The following is an 18,580-nucleotide window of genomic DNA, read 5'->3' as shown; positions in this document are numbered from 1 at the left end:
TAACGCTGAGAAATGATGACATGAACAAACACCCGATAACGCTACTGACCGCCGCCGGCCTGGCCCTGAGCGCCGTACTGCCCACCGCCGACGCGGCGATATCGCTGGATCGCACGCGCGCCGTCTATGTGAGCGACGCCAAATCGATCAGCCTGAATATCGTCAACGAAAACAAAGAACTGCCTTTCCTGGCGCAGTCCTGGCTGGAGAACGAGCAGCATCAGAAAATCACCTCGCCGCTGGTGGTGCTGCCGCCGTTGCAGCGCGTGGAGCCGAGCGAGCGCAGCGTGGTGCGCATCACCAAGACGCCGGAGGCGGATCGCCTGCCGCAGGATCGCGAGTCGGTGTTCTACTTCAACCTGCGCGAAATTCCGCCGAAAAGCACCAAAACCAACGTGATGCAGCTGGCGCTGCAAACGCAGATCAAGCTGTTCTACCGGCCGAAGGCGATTGTCGCGCCCAAGGGTGAAGTGTGGCAGGAAAAGCTGGTGTTCCGTAAAAGCGGCGGCGCCATCACCGTCGACAACCCGACGCCGTTTTACATCACCCTGACCGGCATGACGCGGCAGACGCAAAAACAGGGCGGCGGCGCGATCGGCGGTTTTCAACCGCTGATGCTGAAGCCGAAATCCAGCGAAAGCCTCAAGCTGCACGACACCGGCATGAACAGCTTCGTCATCACCTACATCAACGACTACGGCGGCCACCCCGAGCTGCGCTTCGCCTGCAACGGCAGCGTTTGCACCGCCGTGCCCGAGAAAAAATAAGGAGATCCAGCATGGCTGAATTCACCGATCGACTGCGCCCGCTGCTGCTCGGCGCGCTGTTGTGCGGCGGCGGCGCGCTGGCGGCAACGCCGCTGGGCGTGATCGAAGGCACCACCGGCACCGTCAGCTTTCACGGCGGCCTGCTCAGCTCTCCCTGCAGCCTGACGCCGGACAGCCGGGATCAGTCCGTCGATCTGGGCGACGTCAGCGCACGCGACTTCCGTAACGCCGGCGATCGCAGCGCGCCGGTGCGTTTTCGCCTCTCGTTCCGCAACTGCCTGCTGGGCGCGCGCGCGCTGGCGGATAATCCGGCCGGCCCGCGCAACGGCGACGCCGGCCGCCTCTACCTGCAGGGTGAACAGGCCGCCACGCTGGTGTTTCTCGGCGAAAGCGACGTCGACAACCCGTCGCTGCTGAAGCTGAACGGCGGCGTACAGGGCATCGGCCTGCGGCTGCAAGACCAGCAGGGCCAGGCGTTGGAGCTGAATCAGCGCAGCCGCCCCTACATTCTGCAACCCGGCAGCAACACCCTGTGGTTCAGCGCCAGCGTGGAATCCACCCAGCGGGCGGTGATGGCCGCCGGTTTCGCCGCCGTGGCGCACATTCAGGTGATTTACCTGTGAGGCTCGAGAACGCGATGAAAACACAACTGACCAAACTCTGCCTGCCGCTGGCGATCGCGCTGGCGGCCCCCGCCGCCTGGGCCAACGGCTACGTCACGCCGGACGGCGGCCCCAAACAGTTCTATATCGATCTGAATGAAAGCAACATCACCAACCAGGTGGGGTTCACCAAACTGTTTCCCTATGATCTGGGCGGCACCTATACCGGCAAGGTGTATTGCGATACCCCTATCCCCACCAGCCCGCACTTTTACAAGTCGGATTCGTCGTTGCCCCCCTCCGACTACGGCAACGGCTATTTAAAACTGAATGACTTTTTGGATTTAAAAGCCGAGGTGTGGATTGCCGGCAACAAGAACGCCTACGTCACCGTGCCTTTTTACAACGAATCGAATTTGCTGAGCCAACACCGCTGCCAACCGCCGTACTTACAGGTCAACAACTACGGCAGCGGCTCCAAAGGCAAGATCACCTTCCGGGTGCGCAAAAAAATCATTAACGGCGTTGAGATTAACGATCGGCAGATCATCGAGATGTACGGCCGCCTCGGCTCGACCGACGGCGGTTTCGGCCCCAATCCGATGGCGCAGGTGTTTATCCAGTCCGCAATCCTCTACGTGCCCGATAAATGCGTGGTGAACGAAGGCCAGTTGATCAACGTGGAGTTCGGCGAGATCGGCGGCAGCGATCTCAACGGCTCCAACTACCCGCAAAGCATTCCGGTGCGCTTCCAGTGCGAGGGCGGCAGCTTCGAGGACGGCACGCTGAATATCAAGCTGGCGGTGTCGGGTACGGCGGCCTCCTTCAGCAACGAGGTGTTCAAAACCGACAAGAACGATCTCGGCATCCGGCTGACGCACAACGGCCAGTTGGTTATCCCGAATGAGTTTTACCCGGTGCCGAACATCGGCAACGGCGGCTCCTGGAACCTGGTGGCGGCGCCGTTCGCCAACGGCGGCGCAGAGATCGGCGAAGGGGAATTCAACGCATCGGCCACCATCGTGGCGGCATTCCAGTAACCGAGGGAGGAACGGAAAATGCGTCTACGCGCTTTAGCGCTGCTGAGCTGCGCGCCCTGGTGGTTTGCCGCCATGCCGGCGGCGGCGAACACCGAACTTATCGGTGCGCCGGTGCAGTTCCACGGCACCGTGGTGAGCCGCCCGTGCAATATCGAACCGCAGTCCGCCGATCAGCTGGTGGAAATGGGCACGGTGATCGTCAAAACCCTGTACCGCTATGGCCACACCACGCCGGTGCCATTCAGCATCAAGCTGACCGACTGCAAGACCACGGTATTCAAATCCGTCAGCGTGACCTTCAGCGGCGCCGAAGACGGTGAGCTGCCGGGCAAGCTGGCGATCAACAACGGCGCGAACGGCGCCGCCATCGCGCTGTTCGATCATCAAGGGGCGGACATCGACCTGAATAAGGCCACCAGCGCCGTCGCGCTGCAAAACGGCCCCAACAGCCTGAACTTTACCGCCTATGTGCAGGGGCGGCCGAGCGCGATCCAGAACCAAAGCATTACCGAAGGCGAATTCACCTCCGTCGCCAATTTTGTGCTGGCGTACCAATAAGCCCCGCACCGCCCAGGGAAATCAGGAAAACGACCGGCGCGCGAACGCCGGCAATGGGCCGTCACCGTTCGCTCCGGCGCGGCGCCACGGCCTTTTAAGGAGCCACCCATGCCAGATATTCGCTTCACGCTGTTCGACAGCGATAACTTCTACCAGCAGGGGCTGCGTCTGCTGCTGCAGGATTATCTGCACTCCCTGAACGAATGCCAGCGCCTGTACCCGCAGTTCTCGCCGCTGGCGCTGCAGGCGTTGGATAACATCGAAATCGTGTTCCGCACGCCGGAAGAGCGCTGGGGCTGCGCCTGCTGTTACCAGAGCCCCTACGGCATCCCGCGCCAGCGGCAGCTGACTTTGCTGATCCTCGACGACGCGACCCAGCAACAGGTGAAAAACCTGCCGCCGCTGTTCAGCATCCACCGGCGCGATTCGGCCTACGCCATCCGCCTCAAGCTGCAGATGGCGCTGGAAAAATTTATCCAGCATCCATGGATGGCGCTGCACGCCGCCGGCATGTGGAAATGCCAGGCCTGCCGCATCGCCGCGCTCAGCCACTGCGAAAAAAAAGTGCTGGGGCTGATGAGCAGCGGCATGTCCGCCTGCAGCATCGCCGGCCTGCTGCAGCGCAGCCAGAAAACCATCAGCGCCCATAAGCGCTCGGCGATGCGCAAGCTTAACGTGCGTAAAAACAGCGAGTTGAATAAAGTGCTGCTGAATCAGCGTGGGCTAAGCTGACTGACAACGGACTCGCGAGTACCGACAGAGTGGTTTACTCTGAATACTCATTTTCGCACTGCAAAGCGAGCCGGAATCCATGCCCAGAACAGCCAAAGTCGTTGACGTCCCCGCCCTCGGCGAGCTCGATCGCCAGGCGGGCCAGCTAAGCCACCAGCTGGCGCAGGCCCTGCGTCAGGCCATCCACCGGGGCGATCTGAAAGCGGGCGATCTGCTGCCCTCGACGCGCCGGCTGTCGGCGGCGCTGACTCTGGCGCGCGGCACGGTATTGGAGGCCTTTGCTCAACTGACGGCGGAAGGCTTTCTCGAACCGCAGCCCGGTTCCGGCACCCGAGTTGCCCACTATCAGGCGCCGCGCCGCACGCCACACGCCACGGTGCAAACCGCTCCGGCCACAGCCGTGCCGCTTTCTTCACAGGCGCAGCATCTGGCGCGCTTTGCCACTCAGGCGCGAGCGCTGCCGCCGGTGCCGTTCACTGTGTCAGTGCCAATCGGCGATACCGCGCCCGACGATATCTGGCGGCGGCTCGGCAACCGCATCCGCGCCCGCGGCCCCGGCGCGCCGTCGGGCTACGGCGATCCGCTGGGCGCGCTGCCGCTGCGCGAAGCCATCTGCGACTATGTGCGCCGTTCCCGCTCGGTAAACTGCACGCCGCAGCAAATCCTCATCACCTCCGGCACCCAACAGGGACTGTATCTGGCCGCGCAGATCCTGTTGGACGCCGGCGACAGCGCCTGGGTCGAAGATCCTGCCTACGCCGGCATTACCGCCATTTTCGATAGCCTGTTTCGCGATCGGCGCATGATTAGGGTGCCCGTCGCCGACGACGGCATCGACGTCGCCGCCGGCGTGCGCCTGGCCGCCAATGCCCGCGCCGCCTTTGTCACGCCGTCGCATCAGTATCCGCTGGGCATGCCGATGAGCATGGCGAAAAGAAGCGCCTTGCTGGCCTGGGCCAGAGAGCGGCAGGCCTGGATCGTGGAAGACGATTACGACAGCGAGATGCGCTACGCCGGCCACCCGTTCCCTTCGCTGCAGGGGCTTGCGCCCGAGCGGACGCTTTATCTCGGCACCTTCAGCAAGGTGTTGTTCCCTTCGCTGCGGTTGGGTTACGCCATCGTGCCGCCGCCTCTGGTCGACGCCTTTTGCGGTGCCAGGATCCTGATGGATCGTCACCCGCCCAGCGCGGATCAATACGTGCTGGCCGCCTTTATTGCCGAAGGGTATCTCGACCGGCATATCCGAAAAATGCGCGGCGTCTACGCCGAAAAACGTCGGGTGCTGATCGAGGCGATCAACGCGTACATCCCGGCTGAACTGGCGGTGGTGCAGCCCTGCGATCAGGGCATGCACATGGTGCTGTGGTTGAGGAAAGATCTCGACGACGTGCGTGTCGCCCGGCAGGCCAACGAAGCCGGGTTGGCGCTGCGGGCGGTGTCGCCGATGTATGCGCCCGGCCAGGGTGAGCCGGGCCTGGTGCTGGGGTTGGGCGGTTACGCCGACCGCCAGGTGCAACAGGCGGTGGAACGGCTCGGACAGGTGATCCTGGCCTGCGCCGGCAGCGGCGCCTAGCGGGAAAAACGTTTGGCGCCGAACACGCAAACCACCACGCCGGCCATCACGGCGATCATCATCGGCTGGACGGCTTCATGCAGCAGCCAGCCCGCCAGCGCCAGGCCGAAGAACGGCTGCAGCAGCTGCAACTGCCCGACGGCGGCGATGCCGCCCTGCGCCAGGCCGCGATACCAGAAAATAAACCCAATCCACATGCTGAACACCGAGACGTAAACCAGCGACAGCCAAGCGGCGCCGCTGACCACGGGCCAGGCGGCCGGTGCCGCCAGCCAGGTGGCCGCCAGCGTCAACGGCAACGCCACCACCAGCGCCCAGGAGATCACCTGCCAGCCGCCGATCCGACGCGACAGCACCGCCCCTTCGGCATAACCCAGACCGCACAGCAGCACCGCGCCGACCATCAGCGCATCCCCCTGCCAGGCGCCGCCGCTCCCCTGGCTCAGCGCGAAAGCGCCCACCAGCGCGGCGCCGACGCCCGAAAAAACCCAAAAAGCGGGCTTGGGCCGCTCTCCGCCGCGCAAGACGCCAAAACCGGCGGTCGCCAGCGGCAGCAGGCCGATATACACCAGCGAATGCGCCGACGTGGTGTGCTGCAGCGCCAGCGCCGTCAGCAGCGGAAAACCGATGACTACGCCGAGCGCCACAAACAGCAGCGGCGGCAAATCGGCCCGCGTCGGCCGCGCCTGGCGGGTGATCAGCAGCGCGCACAAGGCCAGCAAGGCGGCGATCGCCGCCCTGACCGCCGTCAGAAACAGCGGATCGAGCTCCAGCACCGCCACTCGCGTGGCGGGCAGAGAACCGCTGAAGATAATCATGCCAAGAAAACCGTTCATCCAGCCCTGGGCCGAATGCCCGGCGGCGGGATGTGCAGGGGTAACAACGAGAGTTTTTTCAGACTGGCTGTCCGTCATGTGAACGCTCCGCACGCCTGAGGCATACCGAAATCGGCAACCCGCGAGGCGATGTCATAGTGAAAGAGAACATCGTTCCCCGGCGTCGCCTGCCGGGGCTGCGTTCTATTTTTCAGATAAAGCGGTTCACAGACAGGTCCAGATAGCGAGATTTTCACTGTGCCGGTTGCCAAAGTGCGCCGCTAACGCCAAAGAAGGGCGTTTTTCGGGCTGTCCTTGGCCGTTTGGCGGCTCTGCCTGCGGGGTATCATGGACTTTTATGCGTTTTTGCAGAACAGGACAAGGTGCGGCGCCGTGGTGAAACCCTTCTTACGCAGTGGCAGTTTGGATGATGTGCTGGCTTTAGGCGAAAACGGGCAATCGATCTACGCCTGCGCGCAGCAGCTGCGGGAAACCCTGCGTCTTCGCCGGCAGCAGCAGGCCGCCGACTGTCTGGCGATCCCCCAGCCGAACGAAAGCGGCACCCGCATCGACTGGTATGCGCCCTTTCCGGGCAAGGTGACCTCCTGGCTGGCGGCGAGCGACGCCCAGCGCGCGCAGGCGGTTCGCCACCTGGAACACTGCCTGACGACCTTCCGCAGCCTGACCGAACAGGCCCGGGCAACCGATCACCCCAGCCATCGCCTGTTCGGCGCGCTGCTGACCAAAGCGATGCACATTCCCGATCCCAACCACGTCTACCTGGTGGACGATCGGCCGGTGCTGACCTTTTGGGGCTTTATCAAACCGCAGGCGCAGAGCCCGGACGATCCTTTAGCCTGCCTGCGCCCTGCCGAAACGGAGGTAGAAAAACCGGCGCCGATCGCCGCCGCTCCGCGCAAACCGGCCATTGTCGAGCCGGCCAAACCGGCTCCGGCGGCAGAGCCTGAACCGGTGCCCGCCCCGGCGGCGCCCGTCGAATCCCCTGCCGTTGTTCGCCCGCGCCGGCGTCACGCCCTCTGGCTGTTACCGGTACTGCTGCTAGGCAGCGCGGCGCTGGCCGCCTGGCTGCACCGCTCGCCGCCCCCGCAACCGGCGATGCCGGCGGAGGTGCGCCATCCGGCGTCGTCGGAAAAAACCGCCGCGCCATTGCCCAAACTGCGCTTGCCGCTGGCGCACGCCACGCTGATGCCGCCGCCCCCGGCGCCGGCCATCCCGCAACCGCTGGACAAAAATGCGCTGGTGCTGCCGCCCGAGGCGGTGAAGGCCGGCTCCACCCGTTTCCTTAACGGCAAATGGCGCGCCACGGTGGCGCTGAAAGATCCGATCACCGGCAAGCGCCCCAGCCTGCAATACCGCCTGAACGCGGGCAAAGGCAGCGCCGTCATCGCCTACGGCGACGGCGTCACCTGCCGGGCGGCGGTCGAGGCCGGGCTGATGCAGTCCGGCAATCTGGTGATCAACAGCCGCACCAAGGCGCGCTGCAGCGACGGCAGCCGCTATCAGATCCCGGAAATCGTTTGCCGCCAGGGCGAAACCGGCGCGGCGGAGTGCACCGGACGCTACGATGCGGACACCACCTATCCCATGACGTTCAAGCGCGAGAGTAAATGATGCTGGCCCCCCTAACTGACTACAAACACGGCATTACGCTGATTCAGGACAGCGGCATTCAGTTTCTGGACTTTGCCCTGACGCCGCGGCTGAACGCCGAGTTTCCCGGCAAATTCGTGCGCAAGACCGCCAGCGGCCCGCTGCTGCGCCTGCAATGGGAGGCCGAGAGCGGCAAATACCAGTTGCCGGCCGTGGGCGACCAGGCCGCCGAAGTGGTGCGGCCGGAGTTCAGCTATCCGCTGCAGCAGTCGCTGCACCTGCTGGATAAGCTCTGGCTGCCGCTGCCCTTCTTGCGCCACACTCCGGCGGGCCTGTTTTTGTCGGGCCCGGACAACTGGGCCCGCCTGCAGGTGGTGCAGCTGGATGAACCGGATCAGGACGGCAACCTGCTGCGGGTGGTGCTGGCCTTCGACACCCGCGCCGCCGCGCCCGGCCAGGAAGCATTGGCGCCAAGCGAGAGCGATCTCGGCGCCGGCCTCAGCTTCGCGCTGGCGCACCGCAACCACGAGCTGGGCGAGTTCCTCGATCTGACCTGGGTGGACGGCTGGCTGCGCGAGGCGTTCAGCCAGCGCGCCGCCGAGCGGGAACAGCGCACCGAGGCGGAGATCAACGCCGGGCTGAAAACCTTCGAGTATCAGGCGCACTACCTCAACCTGTTGCACATGCTCGGCCATCAGTTGACGGTACCGCAGATAAAAATGGCGGCGGCGACGCTGCAACAGCCGGCGATCGACGTCGATCTGGTGCTGGACGTCGGCAATTCTCACACCTGCGGCGTACTGGTCGAGGACCATCCGGAAGAGAGCAACGGCCTGAAGCAAACCTATGAGCTGCAGCTGCGCTCGCTGTCCGAACCGCACTGCGTCTACAACGAACTGTTCGAGAGCCGGGTGGAGTTTTCTCGGGTCTCGTTCGGCAAGCCGCATCTGTCCTTCCAGAGTGGACGCGACGACGCCTTCCAATGGCCCTCCATCACCCGCGTCGGCCGTGAAGCCGCGCAATTGGCGCAGCGACGCGAAGGGCATGAAGGCACCACCGGCATCTCCAGCCCACGGCGCTATCTGTGGGACGAGGAGCGCTATGCGCCCGGCTGGCGCTTCAACGAGCGGCACGAGCCGATGGCCGCCGCCGCGCCGTTGACCACCTTGATCAACGACGAGGGCGTGCCGCTGTCCGCCCTGCCGACGTCCCAACGGCTGCCGGTATTCGCCGCCCATTACAGCCGCAGCGCGGTGATGAGCCTGATGCTGAGCGAGCTGCTGGCGCAGGCGCTGATGCAGATCAACAGCATCGCACAGCGCAGCCGCATGCCGAACGCCGCCGCGCCGCGCCGTTTGCGCGCCATCATTCTGACGCTGCCTTCGGCGATGCCGAAGCCGGAGCGCGAGATTTTCCGCCGCCGCATGCAGGAGGCGATCGGGCTGGTGTGGAAGGCCCTCGGCTGGCACCCGCAGGATGCGCCGTTCGACGGCGCGCGCACCCGCTTCCCGGCGCCGCAGGTGCAGATGGAGTGGGACGAGGCCACCTGCGGCCAGATGGTCTATCTGTACAACGAAACCCAGGTGAACTTCGCCGGCCGCACCGACGCCTTTTTCGCCGCCATGGCCCGGCCCGACCGGCCGCTGGCGCCAAGCGAACAAGCGGGCAAAACGCTGCGCATCGCCTCCATCGACATCGGCGGCGGCACCACCGATCTGGCGATCACGCACTACTCGCTCGACGACGGCGTGGGCAACAACATCAAAATCAACCCGCGCCTGCTGTTCCGCGAGGGCTTTAAGGTCGCCGGCGACGACATCCTGCTGGACATCATCCAGCAATTTGTTCTGCCCGCCGTGCAACAGGCGTTCGAAGCCACCGGCGTGAGCGCCGCCGCGGCGCTGATGGACAAACTGTTCGGCAACGAAGGACGCATGGACGGGCTTTCCACCCTGCGTCAGCAGGCCGCGCTGCAGATCTTCATGCCCGCCGGACGCGCGCTGCTCAGCGCCTATGAAGAATACGATCCGCTGGACAGCCGGGCGGAAATCGCCGCCAGCCTGGGCGATCTGCTGCCGCAGCCGCCGACGCCGCAGGTGCTGGCGTTTATCAACGGCGAAGTGCAGCGCGAAGCTGACAGCAACGCCTTCGATATTCTGCACACCCCGCTGGTGATCCGCCTGGCCGATCTGCACGCCGCCTTCTTGTCCGATCGCATCGGCATCGGCCGCTGCCTGCGCCTACTGGCTGAGGTGGTGGCGCTGTACACCTGCGACGTGCTGCTGCTGACCGGCCGCCCGGCGCGCTTCCCCGGCGTGCAGGCGCTGCTGCGCCACCTGCAGCCGCTGCCCGCCAGCCGCATTCTGCCGCTGGAGGGGTATCACACCCGCAGCTGGTACCCGTTCAACAAACGCGGCCGTATCGACAACCCAAAATCCACCGCCGCCGTGGGCGCCATGCTGTGCCTGCTGGCAATCGACCTGCGGCTGGAGAGCTTTTACTTCAACGTCGGGGATTTCCAGCCCTACTCCACCATTCGCTATCTGGGCATGCTGGACGGCAACAACATGCTGGCGGACGATAACGTCTATTACCGCGACATCGATCTGGATCGCGCCGATTTCGCGCTCGATCCCGCCGGCAGCTTCCAGCTGCGCGGCCCGCTGCGCCTGGGCTTCCGCCAGTTGGACAACGAACGTTGGCCGGCCTCGCCGCTCTATACGCTGACCATCAATGACGCCCAGTTGGCGCGTAAGCTGGCCGGTGACGCGGTGATCGGCCTGCGGCTGGCCATCACCGCCAGCGCCGAACAGGGCGCCGAAAGCGTCAAGATCGCGCAGGCGGTGCTGGCCGACGGCAGTGCCGTCCCGGCGCACCATCTGCAACTGAAACTCAATACCCTGGCTGCCAGCGCCTCCGGCGCGACCCACTACTGGATAGACAGCGGGAGCATTTACCCACGATGAAAGCGACTACCACCGTCCAATCAGCCCCAAATAACGCGCTCAGCGCCGGCATTCTGCAGGCGATCGACTGGGTGGACGCCGCGCGCCGGCAGTCCGCCCGTTTGGAACAGGAGGCGGATCGCCTGACGCTGCGCCTGCGCCGTTGCCATAATCGCGCCGTCCAGTTGGAAAACACCCAGCCTGCGCAGGTCGCCATCGGTTTGTATGGCCACAACGCCGCCGCCAAGGCCCACCTGCTGGCGGCGCTGGCCCCTGGCGCAAAGCGCTTCAGCGCGGACCTTTCGCTCGCGGTGCGCTACTGCACGGCGGCCGAGGCGGGGCCCGCCGAGTATCCGATCGCCCTCGCCCTGCTCAATGAAGCGCAGTGGCTGGCCATCACGCTCGATGCCGCCGCGATGGGCGGCTTCCGGCTGGACTGGGACGCCCGCGCGATCGCCTGCCATCTGCAAACGTTGGCACGCCACCGCCAAGCCGTCGCCCCCGACGGCCTCAGCGACAGCGATGTGCTGGCGCTGTGGGATAGCCAACGCCGCCACGGCGACAAGGGGCAACAGACGCTGGACAGGCATTTCTGGCCGCAGGCCGTGGCGCTGGCGCCGCAGCTGAGCATCGACGATCGCGCGCGCCTGTTTGCGCCGCTGTGGGGAGAGGAAACGACGCTGACGACGCATTATCGCCAGCTGGCACATACGCTGCATGCCCTCGGTGACAGCCGGCGGGTTCATGCCCCGCGCCGCGCCTTGACGCTGCTGACCGCGAGCGCCGCACCGGAAAACACGGCAATCGTCGTGATGGCCGAACACGGCGGTGAACGGGAGATCGCGCTGAGCGATCTGGCCTGGCTGACCGCCGAAGTGACCACCGGTCTGCCGCAGACGGCGCAGGCGGGCCTGCCCGCCGACGTGGCGCTGATCGACCTGCCCGGCAGCCGCGCCCGCCCGCAGGCGGAGCCGGCGCAGCGGCTGCAACAGGCGAAACGCGCCCATTTGCTGACCCGCTGCGCGGACGGCCTGCACGCCAACCTGCTGCTGGTGACCGATGCCGCCGCCGCGCCGCAGGACGCCGCGCGCATCGGCCAGGCGCTCGCCGGTTGGGTCGACCACACCCAGGGGGAAACCCCGGCGCTGCGCCAACGCCGCAAACCCGGTTTAATTTGGGCAATCACGCCGTTCGACTCACGCCAGGAAGGCAAACCGCGCCCTGACGACGCCGTTCAGCGTCAGGTCGGCGAACCCGGTGACAGCTGGGCCACGCTGCTGGCGCTGGATGAGCAGGATTGCCGCCGCATGGTGAACTACCTGGCCGCACAGGCGCGCCCGGCCCACAAGCAAGCGCGCCTGCTCGAGCTGCGCGAAGAGTTGCAGCGCGAGCTGACGGACAGCCTGCTCGGCAACTGGCTCACCGCCGCCGATCCGTACGCGACCCAGCAACGCGCCCAACAGCTGCTGCGCGCGCTGCAGGCGCAGGCCGGCCGCCACGGCGAACTGCTGGAACGACTGTTGCCCCAGCGCGATACGCTGCGCCAGCTTTACCAGCAACAGCAGCACGCCGCGCCGACCCCGGCGACGCCTGCGCCGTTCGGGCTCGACATCGATCTGTTCGGCGCACCGGAAACGCCGGCCTCCGGCGAGCCCCCCGCGTCACCCTTTGCCGCGCGGGTATTCGCGGATTGGATCAACCATCTGCGCAGCCTGCCGGACAACCGCCGATTGCTGGATCTGCTCGGTGTCGACAAACCGCATCTCGAACTGCTGGTCGATGCGTTGATCGGCGCCGCCTGCCGCCAGCGGCTCGACGACGAACTGGAGCGCGCGCTGTGCGCCGGCGGCCTGCCGGAACAGGGAGAAGATCGGCAGATCAGCCAGGCGCTGGCGCTACTGGGCGACTTCGTCGCCTGGCTCGGCTTCCAGCGGCGCGATGCGGCAACGCGCCCCGAGAGCCGCGTCAATCCCGGCCAGCCGATCTTTACCCCGCCGCCGCAGCCGGCGGTGGACTGGAGCGGCCAGCAGCGGCTCACCCGGCTGGCGCCGACGCCAACCAAAAATACCGCGTTTTATATCTATGACTGGCTGATCGGCCTGCAGACCCTGCTGGCGGAAAATGCCGCGCAGGCGCAGCCCGCGCTGGCAGACGAGCAGCGCGGCGCACTGACGGCGATCGTCGCCGCCCTACGCGCTGTGCCGTAGCGGGCGCAAGCCGGGCCGGACACCGCCGCGCAGTCAGTGGCAGGCCGGACCGGCCGACATCACTTCGCGGAAATGGGTGACCAGCGGGCGCAGGTTGGCCTTGTGCCACACGGCCCACAGCTGCGTGGTGTATTGCATCCAGGGCAGTTCGCGCAGCACTACGCCTTGCGGCGCGTTATGCCGCAGGCTGTGCTGGATCAACGTCATCCCCAATCCGGCGGCGACCAGCCCCAGCGCGGTCAGCGGCTCGCCCGCCTCCAGCCGAATATCCGGATCGAACCCGGCCTTCACGCAGGCCGCCACGAAGTCGTCGCGCGAATGGGCATCCTCTTTGTGGATCACCGAGATCCAAGCCTGATCGGTGAGATCCGCCGGCTGCAGCGTTTCCCTGTCCGCCAGCGGATGCGTCTGCGGCAAGGCCAGCAGCATGCGATCGTCCAGCACCTGCGTATATTCAAAATCCGGATCCGCGCGATCCGGCGCCGTATTGACCAGCGCTACGTCCAGGCTGCGCTGCCGCAGCCCTTCCAGCTGCATGGAAGAAGGCTGGCTGTAAAGCACGATGTGCACATCCGGCCGGGAAACCCGCAGCGACCGCAATGCGTTCGACAAGACGCCGGAGTGCATCGCATTTTCGATATAGCCGATGCACAGCCCGCCGTCTTCCCCCCGCCCCAGGCGGCGCCCGAGCGATTCGAGCCGGGTGGCGTGCGTCAACAGCGCGCGGGTTTCGGCCAGAAACGTCTGGCCATCGGCGGTCAGGCGGATGCGCTGCTGATTGCGCTCGAACAGCATCAAACCCAGACGTTCCTCAAGCTGGGAAATCTGCCGGCTCAGCGGTGACTGGGAAATGTGCAGCCGTTCGGCGGCGCGGCCGACGTGCTCCTCTTCCGCCACCGCGACGAAGTATTTCAACTGACGTAAATCGATCATCTCAGACCTCAAAGGACTTAACTTAGACAAATTATGTCCTATCAAGTCACAACTTGCCAAGTTATCTTTAGCCTCGTGACGGGGCAGACGCTGTATGAGCCCCACAAGTTTCCCTGAAAAGATAACGTATTGAGGATTCACCATGAGCATCAAAAATATTTTACCCGGCAAGATCGGTTTGGGCGGCGCGCCGCTCGGCAATATGTACCGCGCCATTCCAGAAGAAGAAGCGCGGGCTACCGTAACCAGCGCCTGGGACTTGGGCATCCGCTACTTCGACACCGCGCCGCTTTACGGTTCCGGCCTGTCGGAAATTCGCATGGGCGAAGCGCTTTCTCAGTACCCACGCGATGAGTTCGTACTGAGCACTAAAGTGGGCCGCATCATGCTGGACGAAATGGAAGATCCCGCCGCCCGCGATCTGGGTGAGAAAGGCGGCCTGTTCGAACACGGTTTGAAAAACAAGATCCTGAACGACTACTCGGAAGACGGCACGCTTCGCTCCATTGAAAACAGCCTGAAGCGCCTGAAAACCGACCGTCTGGATATCGTCTGGATCCACGACGTCGCTCAGGATTTCTACGGCGACAGCTGGCTGGAACAGTTCAATATCGCCCGTACCGGCGCCTTCCGCGCGCTGTCCCGCCTGCGTGACGAAGGCGTGATCAAAGCCTGGGGACTCGGGGTTAACCGCGTCGAGCCTTGCGAGCTGACGCTGGCGCTCGATGAACCTAAACCGGATGCCTTCTTGCTGGCCGGTCGCTACAGCCTGCTGGATCACGAACGCGCCCTGCAACGCCTGATGCCGGAAGCGCTGGAACAGAATGTCGATATCGTCGTCGGCGGCCCATACAGCTCCGGCGTGCTGGCCGGCGGTGAACATTTCGAATATCAGAAAGCGTCCCCGGCTATTCGCCAGCAAGTCGCGAAAATCAAAGAGATCGCCGCTCGCTTCCAGGTAGACGTCAAAGCCGCTGCGCTGCAGTTTGCGCTGGCTAACCCGGCCGTCGCCGCCGTGATCCCCGGTTCGAGCCGTCCTGGCCGCATGGCCGAAGATCTGGCTGCGCTGGATGCAGTGATCCCGGCTGAGTTCTGGGCGGAGATGCGCCGTCAGAAACTGGTGGCCGACAACGCGCCGCTGCCGATTCGTTAAGTTTTATGGGGCCGCCCCCCGGCCCCATTACCCACATTACAGAGTGATATACATGATGAAACTGGATCTTTCAGGCAAAGTCGCCGTCGTCAGCGGCTCCACCTCCGGCATCGGCTTGGGCATCGCGCGCGGACTCGCCAAAACGGGCGCCACCGTGGTGATCGTCGGCCGTCAAAAAACCGGGGTCGATAACGCTATCGCCGACATCAGCGCCAACGTGCCCGGCGCGCAAGTGCGCGGCGTGGTCGCCGATCTCGGCACGGAACAAGGGGCAGAAACCCTGTTCGCCGCGGAGCCTAAAGCTGACGTGCTGATCAACAACCTGGGCATTTTCAACGATAAAGACTTCTTTACCGTGCCCGACAGCGAGTGGATGCACTTCTATAACGTCAACGTCCTCTCGGGCGTGCGTCTGGCGCGCCACTACGCGCAGAACATGACCGAACAGGGCTGGGGACGCATTATTTTCGTGTCGTCCGAATCCGGCGTCGCCATCCCGGCGGACATGATCAACTACGGCGTGACCAAAAGCGCCAACCTGGCGGTGTCTCACGGCCTGGCGAAACGCCTCGCCGGCACCGGCGTGACGGTCAACGCCATCCTGCCAGGGCCAACCTTTACCGAAGGCCTGCAGGAGATGCTGGCGGAAGCGGCGGCCAAATCCGGGCGCAGCGCGCGCGATCAGGCCGACGAGTTCGTTAAAACCGAACGCCCAAGCTCCATCATTCAGCGCGCGGCGGACGTCGATGAAGTGGCCAACCTGGCCGTTTACCTTGCGTCCCCGCTGTCTTCGGCCACTACCGGCGCGGCGCTGCGCGTCGACGGCGGCGTCGTCGACACCCTGGCAATGTAATTCCGTACCCTAAACCGATATCAAGAGAGAAAGAAAATGGCTAATACATCCGTATCTATGAACATCCCGGCATCCGCCGACACCGTATGGCAACTGATCGGCGGCTTCGACGCCCTGCCTGACTGGCTGCCGTTCATCCCGAAAAGCGTCATTTCGGAAGGCGGCCGCGTGCGTACCTTAACCACCGCCGACGGCGGCACCGTCATCGAGCGGCTGGAAGCGTTCGACAACCGTCAACGCAGCTACAGCTACTCCATCATGCAGGCGCCGTTCCCGGTGGTGAATTACCTGTCCACCCTGTCAGTACACGCCACCGACGACGCCAACGTGGCGCGCGTGGAATGGTCGGGCAGCTTCACGCCGGTCAACATCAGCGACGACGAGGCCGTCGCCCTGTTCAGCGGCATCTACCAGGGCGGCCTGGATGCGCTGAGCGGCAACTTCCCGCGCTAACGCCGGTATGCTCAAGCGCTCGCGGCCGATGGTGAAAGCCATTGGCCGTTTTTTTTGGCTTTAGCTCTGGAGCAGGATAAATCCGCCAGCGCCGTTTATGCTGTAAAGGAGACTTCCGTTTGAGGAGATGGCCGTGCGCCCTTTCAGCCTGAAGACTATCGACCATGTGGTGCTGCGCGTGCGCGATATGCAGAAAAGCCTGCATTTTTATACCCAGATCGTCGGCTGTGATATCGCCAAACAGCGGCCGGATTTGGGGCTGATGCACCTGCGCGCCGGAGCGGCCATGATCGATCTGGTGGATATTAACGGCGTGTTGGGGAAAAAAGGCGGCGCGGCGCCCGATCGTCACCGGCAAAATGTCGATCACGTCTGCCTGCGCATCGATCCTTTCAACGAGGACGAGCTGCTGGCCTATCTGCGAGCGCAGGGGATCGGCGTGGATCCCGCCGAATCGCGCTATGGCGCTGAAGGCGACGGCCCGTCCATTTATTTCAGCGATCCGGACGGCAATCGCGTGGAATTGAAGGGGCCGGCGATCGGCTAGATCCTGGCGCTCCCGTTGATGTCGGACAGCCGTTGGCGATCCGTCACCCACAGTGACTTGTTTTTAAATTGAATGATGCCGTCCGCCGCGAGCTGCGCCAGCGCGCGGCTCAGCTGTCTGACGGAGATGCCCAATCTCGCCGCCAGCGCCTCCCGGTTTTCCAGCTCAATCAATTCCCCTTCGTTCTTTATCTTGAATAATAAAAATTTTCGCAGTTTATACTCCGCCGTAAAAACGCCGTTCGCATGCAGCAAAGAGGCATTCAGCAGCTTAGTGCTCAATTGCCGGCAGATAAAGGTGAGGAACGCCGGGTCGCTCAGGGCGTGATTGTTGATGGCCTCTATCGGTGCCGCGAGGAGCAGCGCGTCGGTCACCGCCTGCACGGTGCTGAACAGCGTGCGCTGCGTCTGGGAGAACAGCTCCAGATCGCCAATCACCGAGAAATCCGTTTCGAAGGAAAAGACAATGTGCGCGCCATTCACATCAAAATTCTCAACCTGCAATTTTCCCTGCACGAGAAAAAACAGGTGGGTCAAACGATCGCTTTGCGTCACCAGGTATTCGCCGGCTTCGACGCTGACCAGGCGCAGTGCGGCGAGCAGCGTGGGCGAAAGCGCCGTTCGCAGATCGTGAGCGTCGATAAAAGCTTCTTTTAGCTTGCTGTCACCGACCGTTTTCAAGGCGATTCACTCCCAGGGCTCATCCTTAAACGTCTTACATCCTCGCTTTCGACTGCGTTCAGCATAGCCGACGCGCTTCAGAACGAAAAAGGACATCTGACCTTTTTTGCCTTAGGTCGTCTGGGTACTTTCTCCGCATAGCCCACCCGAGGAGATGGCCATGCGACATATTTTGATAGATACCGATACTGCTTCCGACGATGCCGTCGCGCTGCTGATGGCGTTGCGCGCACCCGACGTGAAGGTGGAAGCGATCACCACCGTCGCGGGAAACTGCCCGCTTGAACAGTGCGTCAAAAATGCACTTATCTGCGTGGAAAAAGCGGGAACCTATGCGCCCCCGGTTTATGCCGGCATGGCGAAACCGCTTTTCCGAACGCGTTATCATTCGCACCATATTCACGGCGAAGACGGCATGGGCGACATGGCCTTGCCCGATCCGCGCCAGAGCGCCGAACCCGTTCATGCCGTGGACGCCATCATCGACTGCGCCGCACGGCTCAATGGCGAGCTGGAAATCGTCACCCTCGGGCCGTTGACCAATCTCGCGATGGCGGTGCTGAAAGCGCCCACGCTGGCCGAAAAAGTGAAGAGGGTTTATGTGATGGGCGGTTCCGGGCTGATGCCCGGCAATATCACCCCGCTGGCCGAATTTAATTTTTACGCCGATGCCGAGGCCGCGCACCTGGTGCTCACTGCCGGGCTGCCGCTCACTCTCGTCGGCTGGGAGATCGGCATGGGGGAAGCGTTTATCGACGAACGCGATATAGAACGATTGAATAACCTCGGCGAACTGGGACGCTTTGCCGTGCGCTGCAATCGCGCGCTGATGGCGTTCAACGCACGGCGTACCGAACGCAAAGGGTTTGATTTGCCCGATCCGACCACCATGGCGGTGGCGCTCTATCCGGATATCGTCGAGACCAGTCTGGAGGCGTATTCCTGGGTTGAATATAAAAGTGAGAGGTCTTACGGCCATTACGTCATCGATTCCACTCAGCTTACCGGCGAACCGGCCAATGCGCGCGTGATTACCCGCATTAAGCCCGGCCTGTTTAAAGAAAAACTGTTCTCGTTGTTATCTCAGCCGTTAATGAAATAAGTGACTCGC

The 18,580-nt window shown here is 63.8% G+C and carries 17 protein-coding genes; 14 read left to right on the top strand and 3 right to left on the bottom strand.

The genetic code is table 11. From position 1 onward, the window contains the following. The first annotated feature begins 20 nt into the window (after window positions 1–20). From CRO23_RS01055 to pdxR, 6 genes are all read left to right on the top strand, one after another. Window positions 21–767, top strand: a complete 747-nt coding sequence (locus CRO23_RS01055; RefSeq protein WP_016930416.1) for a fimbrial biogenesis chaperone — start codon at window positions 21–23, stop codon at window positions 765–767. Window positions 768–778: 11 nt separating this feature from the next. Then, window positions 779–1,390 carry a fimbrial protein gene (locus tag CRO23_RS01050; protein ID WP_004930909.1) on the top strand — a complete coding sequence of 204 codons (612 nt, stop codon included), beginning with the start codon at window positions 779–781 and terminating at the stop codon, window positions 1,388–1,390. Window positions 1,391–1,404: 14 nt separating this feature from the next. Then, window positions 1,405–2,409: a fimbrial protein gene (locus CRO23_RS01045; RefSeq protein ID WP_016930417.1), complete on the top strand. Its 1,005-nt coding sequence runs from the start codon at window positions 1,405–1,407 to the stop codon at window positions 2,407–2,409. 18 nt (window positions 2,410–2,427) lie between these two features. Further along, complete coding sequence (locus CRO23_RS01040; RefSeq protein WP_016930418.1) at window positions 2,428–2,967, top strand: fimbrial protein; 540 nt, start codon at window positions 2,428–2,430, stop codon at window positions 2,965–2,967. 108 nt (window positions 2,968–3,075) lie between these two features. After that, window positions 3,076–3,699: a LuxR C-terminal-related transcriptional regulator gene (locus CRO23_RS01035; RefSeq protein WP_016930419.1), complete on the top strand. Its 624-nt coding sequence runs from the start codon at window positions 3,076–3,078 to the stop codon at window positions 3,697–3,699. Between the two features lie 79 nt (window positions 3,700–3,778). Next, a complete protein-coding gene (gene pdxR / locus CRO23_RS01030; RefSeq protein WP_097101243.1) occupies window positions 3,779–5,272 on the top strand; it encodes a MocR-like pyridoxine biosynthesis transcription factor PdxR in 1,494 nt (497 codons plus the stop codon). Here pdxR and CRO23_RS01025 read toward each other — a convergent pair. Next, window positions 5,269–6,186, bottom strand: a complete 918-nt coding sequence (locus tag CRO23_RS01025) for a DMT family transporter (RefSeq protein WP_028128293.1) — start codon at window positions 6,184–6,186, stop codon at window positions 5,269–5,271. The genes pdxR and CRO23_RS01025 overlap by 4 nt on opposite strands. 294 nt (window positions 6,187–6,480) lie before the next feature. Between CRO23_RS01025 and CRO23_RS01020 the strand changes: the two genes are divergently transcribed. The 3 genes from CRO23_RS01020 to CRO23_RS01010 are packed head-to-tail and all read left to right on the top strand — an operon-like array spanning window position 6,481 to window position 12,850. Beyond that, window positions 6,481–7,719: an SrfA family protein gene (locus tag CRO23_RS01020; protein ID WP_097101241.1), complete on the top strand. Its 1,239-nt coding sequence runs from the start codon at window positions 6,481–6,483 to the stop codon at window positions 7,717–7,719. Then, window positions 7,719–10,664 carry a virulence factor SrfB gene (locus tag CRO23_RS01015; RefSeq protein ID WP_176519310.1) on the top strand — a complete coding sequence of 982 codons (2,946 nt, stop codon included), beginning with the start codon at window positions 7,719–7,721 and terminating at the stop codon, window positions 10,662–10,664. Before CRO23_RS01020 ends, CRO23_RS01015 begins: the two co-directional genes overlap by 1 nt. After that, window positions 10,661–12,850 (top strand): virulence factor SrfC family protein, encoded by a 2,190-nt coding sequence (locus tag CRO23_RS01010; RefSeq protein WP_097101237.1) that lies wholly within the window; start codon window positions 10,661–10,663, stop codon window positions 12,848–12,850. Before CRO23_RS01015 ends, CRO23_RS01010 begins: the two co-directional genes overlap by 4 nt. Window positions 12,851–12,883: 33 nt before the next feature. Here the strand turns inward: CRO23_RS01010 and CRO23_RS01005 are convergent, their stop codons facing one another. Then, the gene (locus CRO23_RS01005) at window positions 12,884–13,783 is read right to left on the bottom strand and encodes a LysR substrate-binding domain-containing protein (RefSeq protein WP_016930425.1); all 900 of its coding nucleotides are present in this window, start codon (window positions 13,781–13,783) and stop codon (window positions 12,884–12,886) included. Between the two features lie 142 nt (window positions 13,784–13,925). Here CRO23_RS01005 and CRO23_RS01000 point away from each other — a divergent pair, with 142 nt between their 5' ends. From CRO23_RS01000 to CRO23_RS00985, 4 genes are all read left to right on the top strand, one after another. Then, window positions 13,926–14,936 (top strand): aldo/keto reductase, encoded by a 1,011-nt coding sequence (locus CRO23_RS01000; RefSeq protein WP_016930426.1) that lies wholly within the window; start codon window positions 13,926–13,928, stop codon window positions 14,934–14,936. A 55-nt stretch (window positions 14,937–14,991) separates the two neighbouring features. Then, a complete protein-coding gene (locus CRO23_RS00995) occupies window positions 14,992–15,789 on the top strand; it encodes an SDR family NAD(P)-dependent oxidoreductase (RefSeq protein ID WP_028127812.1) in 798 nt (265 codons plus the stop codon). Between the two features lie 36 nt (window positions 15,790–15,825). Further along, window positions 15,826–16,242: an SRPBCC family protein gene (locus CRO23_RS00990; RefSeq protein ID WP_028127813.1), complete on the top strand. Its 417-nt coding sequence runs from the start codon at window positions 15,826–15,828 to the stop codon at window positions 16,240–16,242. Window positions 16,243–16,369: 127 nt separating this feature from the next. Further along, window positions 16,370–16,789: a VOC family protein gene (locus tag CRO23_RS00985; RefSeq protein ID WP_016930429.1), complete on the top strand. Its 420-nt coding sequence runs from the start codon at window positions 16,370–16,372 to the stop codon at window positions 16,787–16,789. On the opposite strand, the gene CRO23_RS00980 is transcribed toward CRO23_RS00985, so the two are convergent. Beyond that, entirely contained in the window at window positions 16,786–17,469 is a 684-nt protein-coding gene (locus tag CRO23_RS00980) for a Crp/Fnr family transcriptional regulator (protein ID WP_016930430.1), read from the bottom strand. The genes CRO23_RS00985 and CRO23_RS00980 overlap by 4 nt on opposite strands. 160 nt (window positions 17,470–17,629) lie before the next feature. On the opposite strand from CRO23_RS00980, the gene CRO23_RS00975 reads away from it, so the two are divergent. After that, the gene (locus CRO23_RS00975; RefSeq protein WP_016930431.1) at window positions 17,630–18,571 is read left to right on the top strand and encodes a nucleoside hydrolase; all 942 of its coding nucleotides are present in this window, start codon (window positions 17,630–17,632) and stop codon (window positions 18,569–18,571) included. Window positions 18,572–18,580 lie beyond the last annotated feature (9 nt).

Source organism: Serratia sp. JKS296 (assembly GCF_900215445.1).
Taxonomy (GTDB): domain Bacteria; phylum Pseudomonadota; class Gammaproteobacteria; order Enterobacterales; family Enterobacteriaceae; genus Serratia; species Serratia marcescens.
This window is presented reverse-complemented; position numbering and strand designations above follow the sequence as displayed.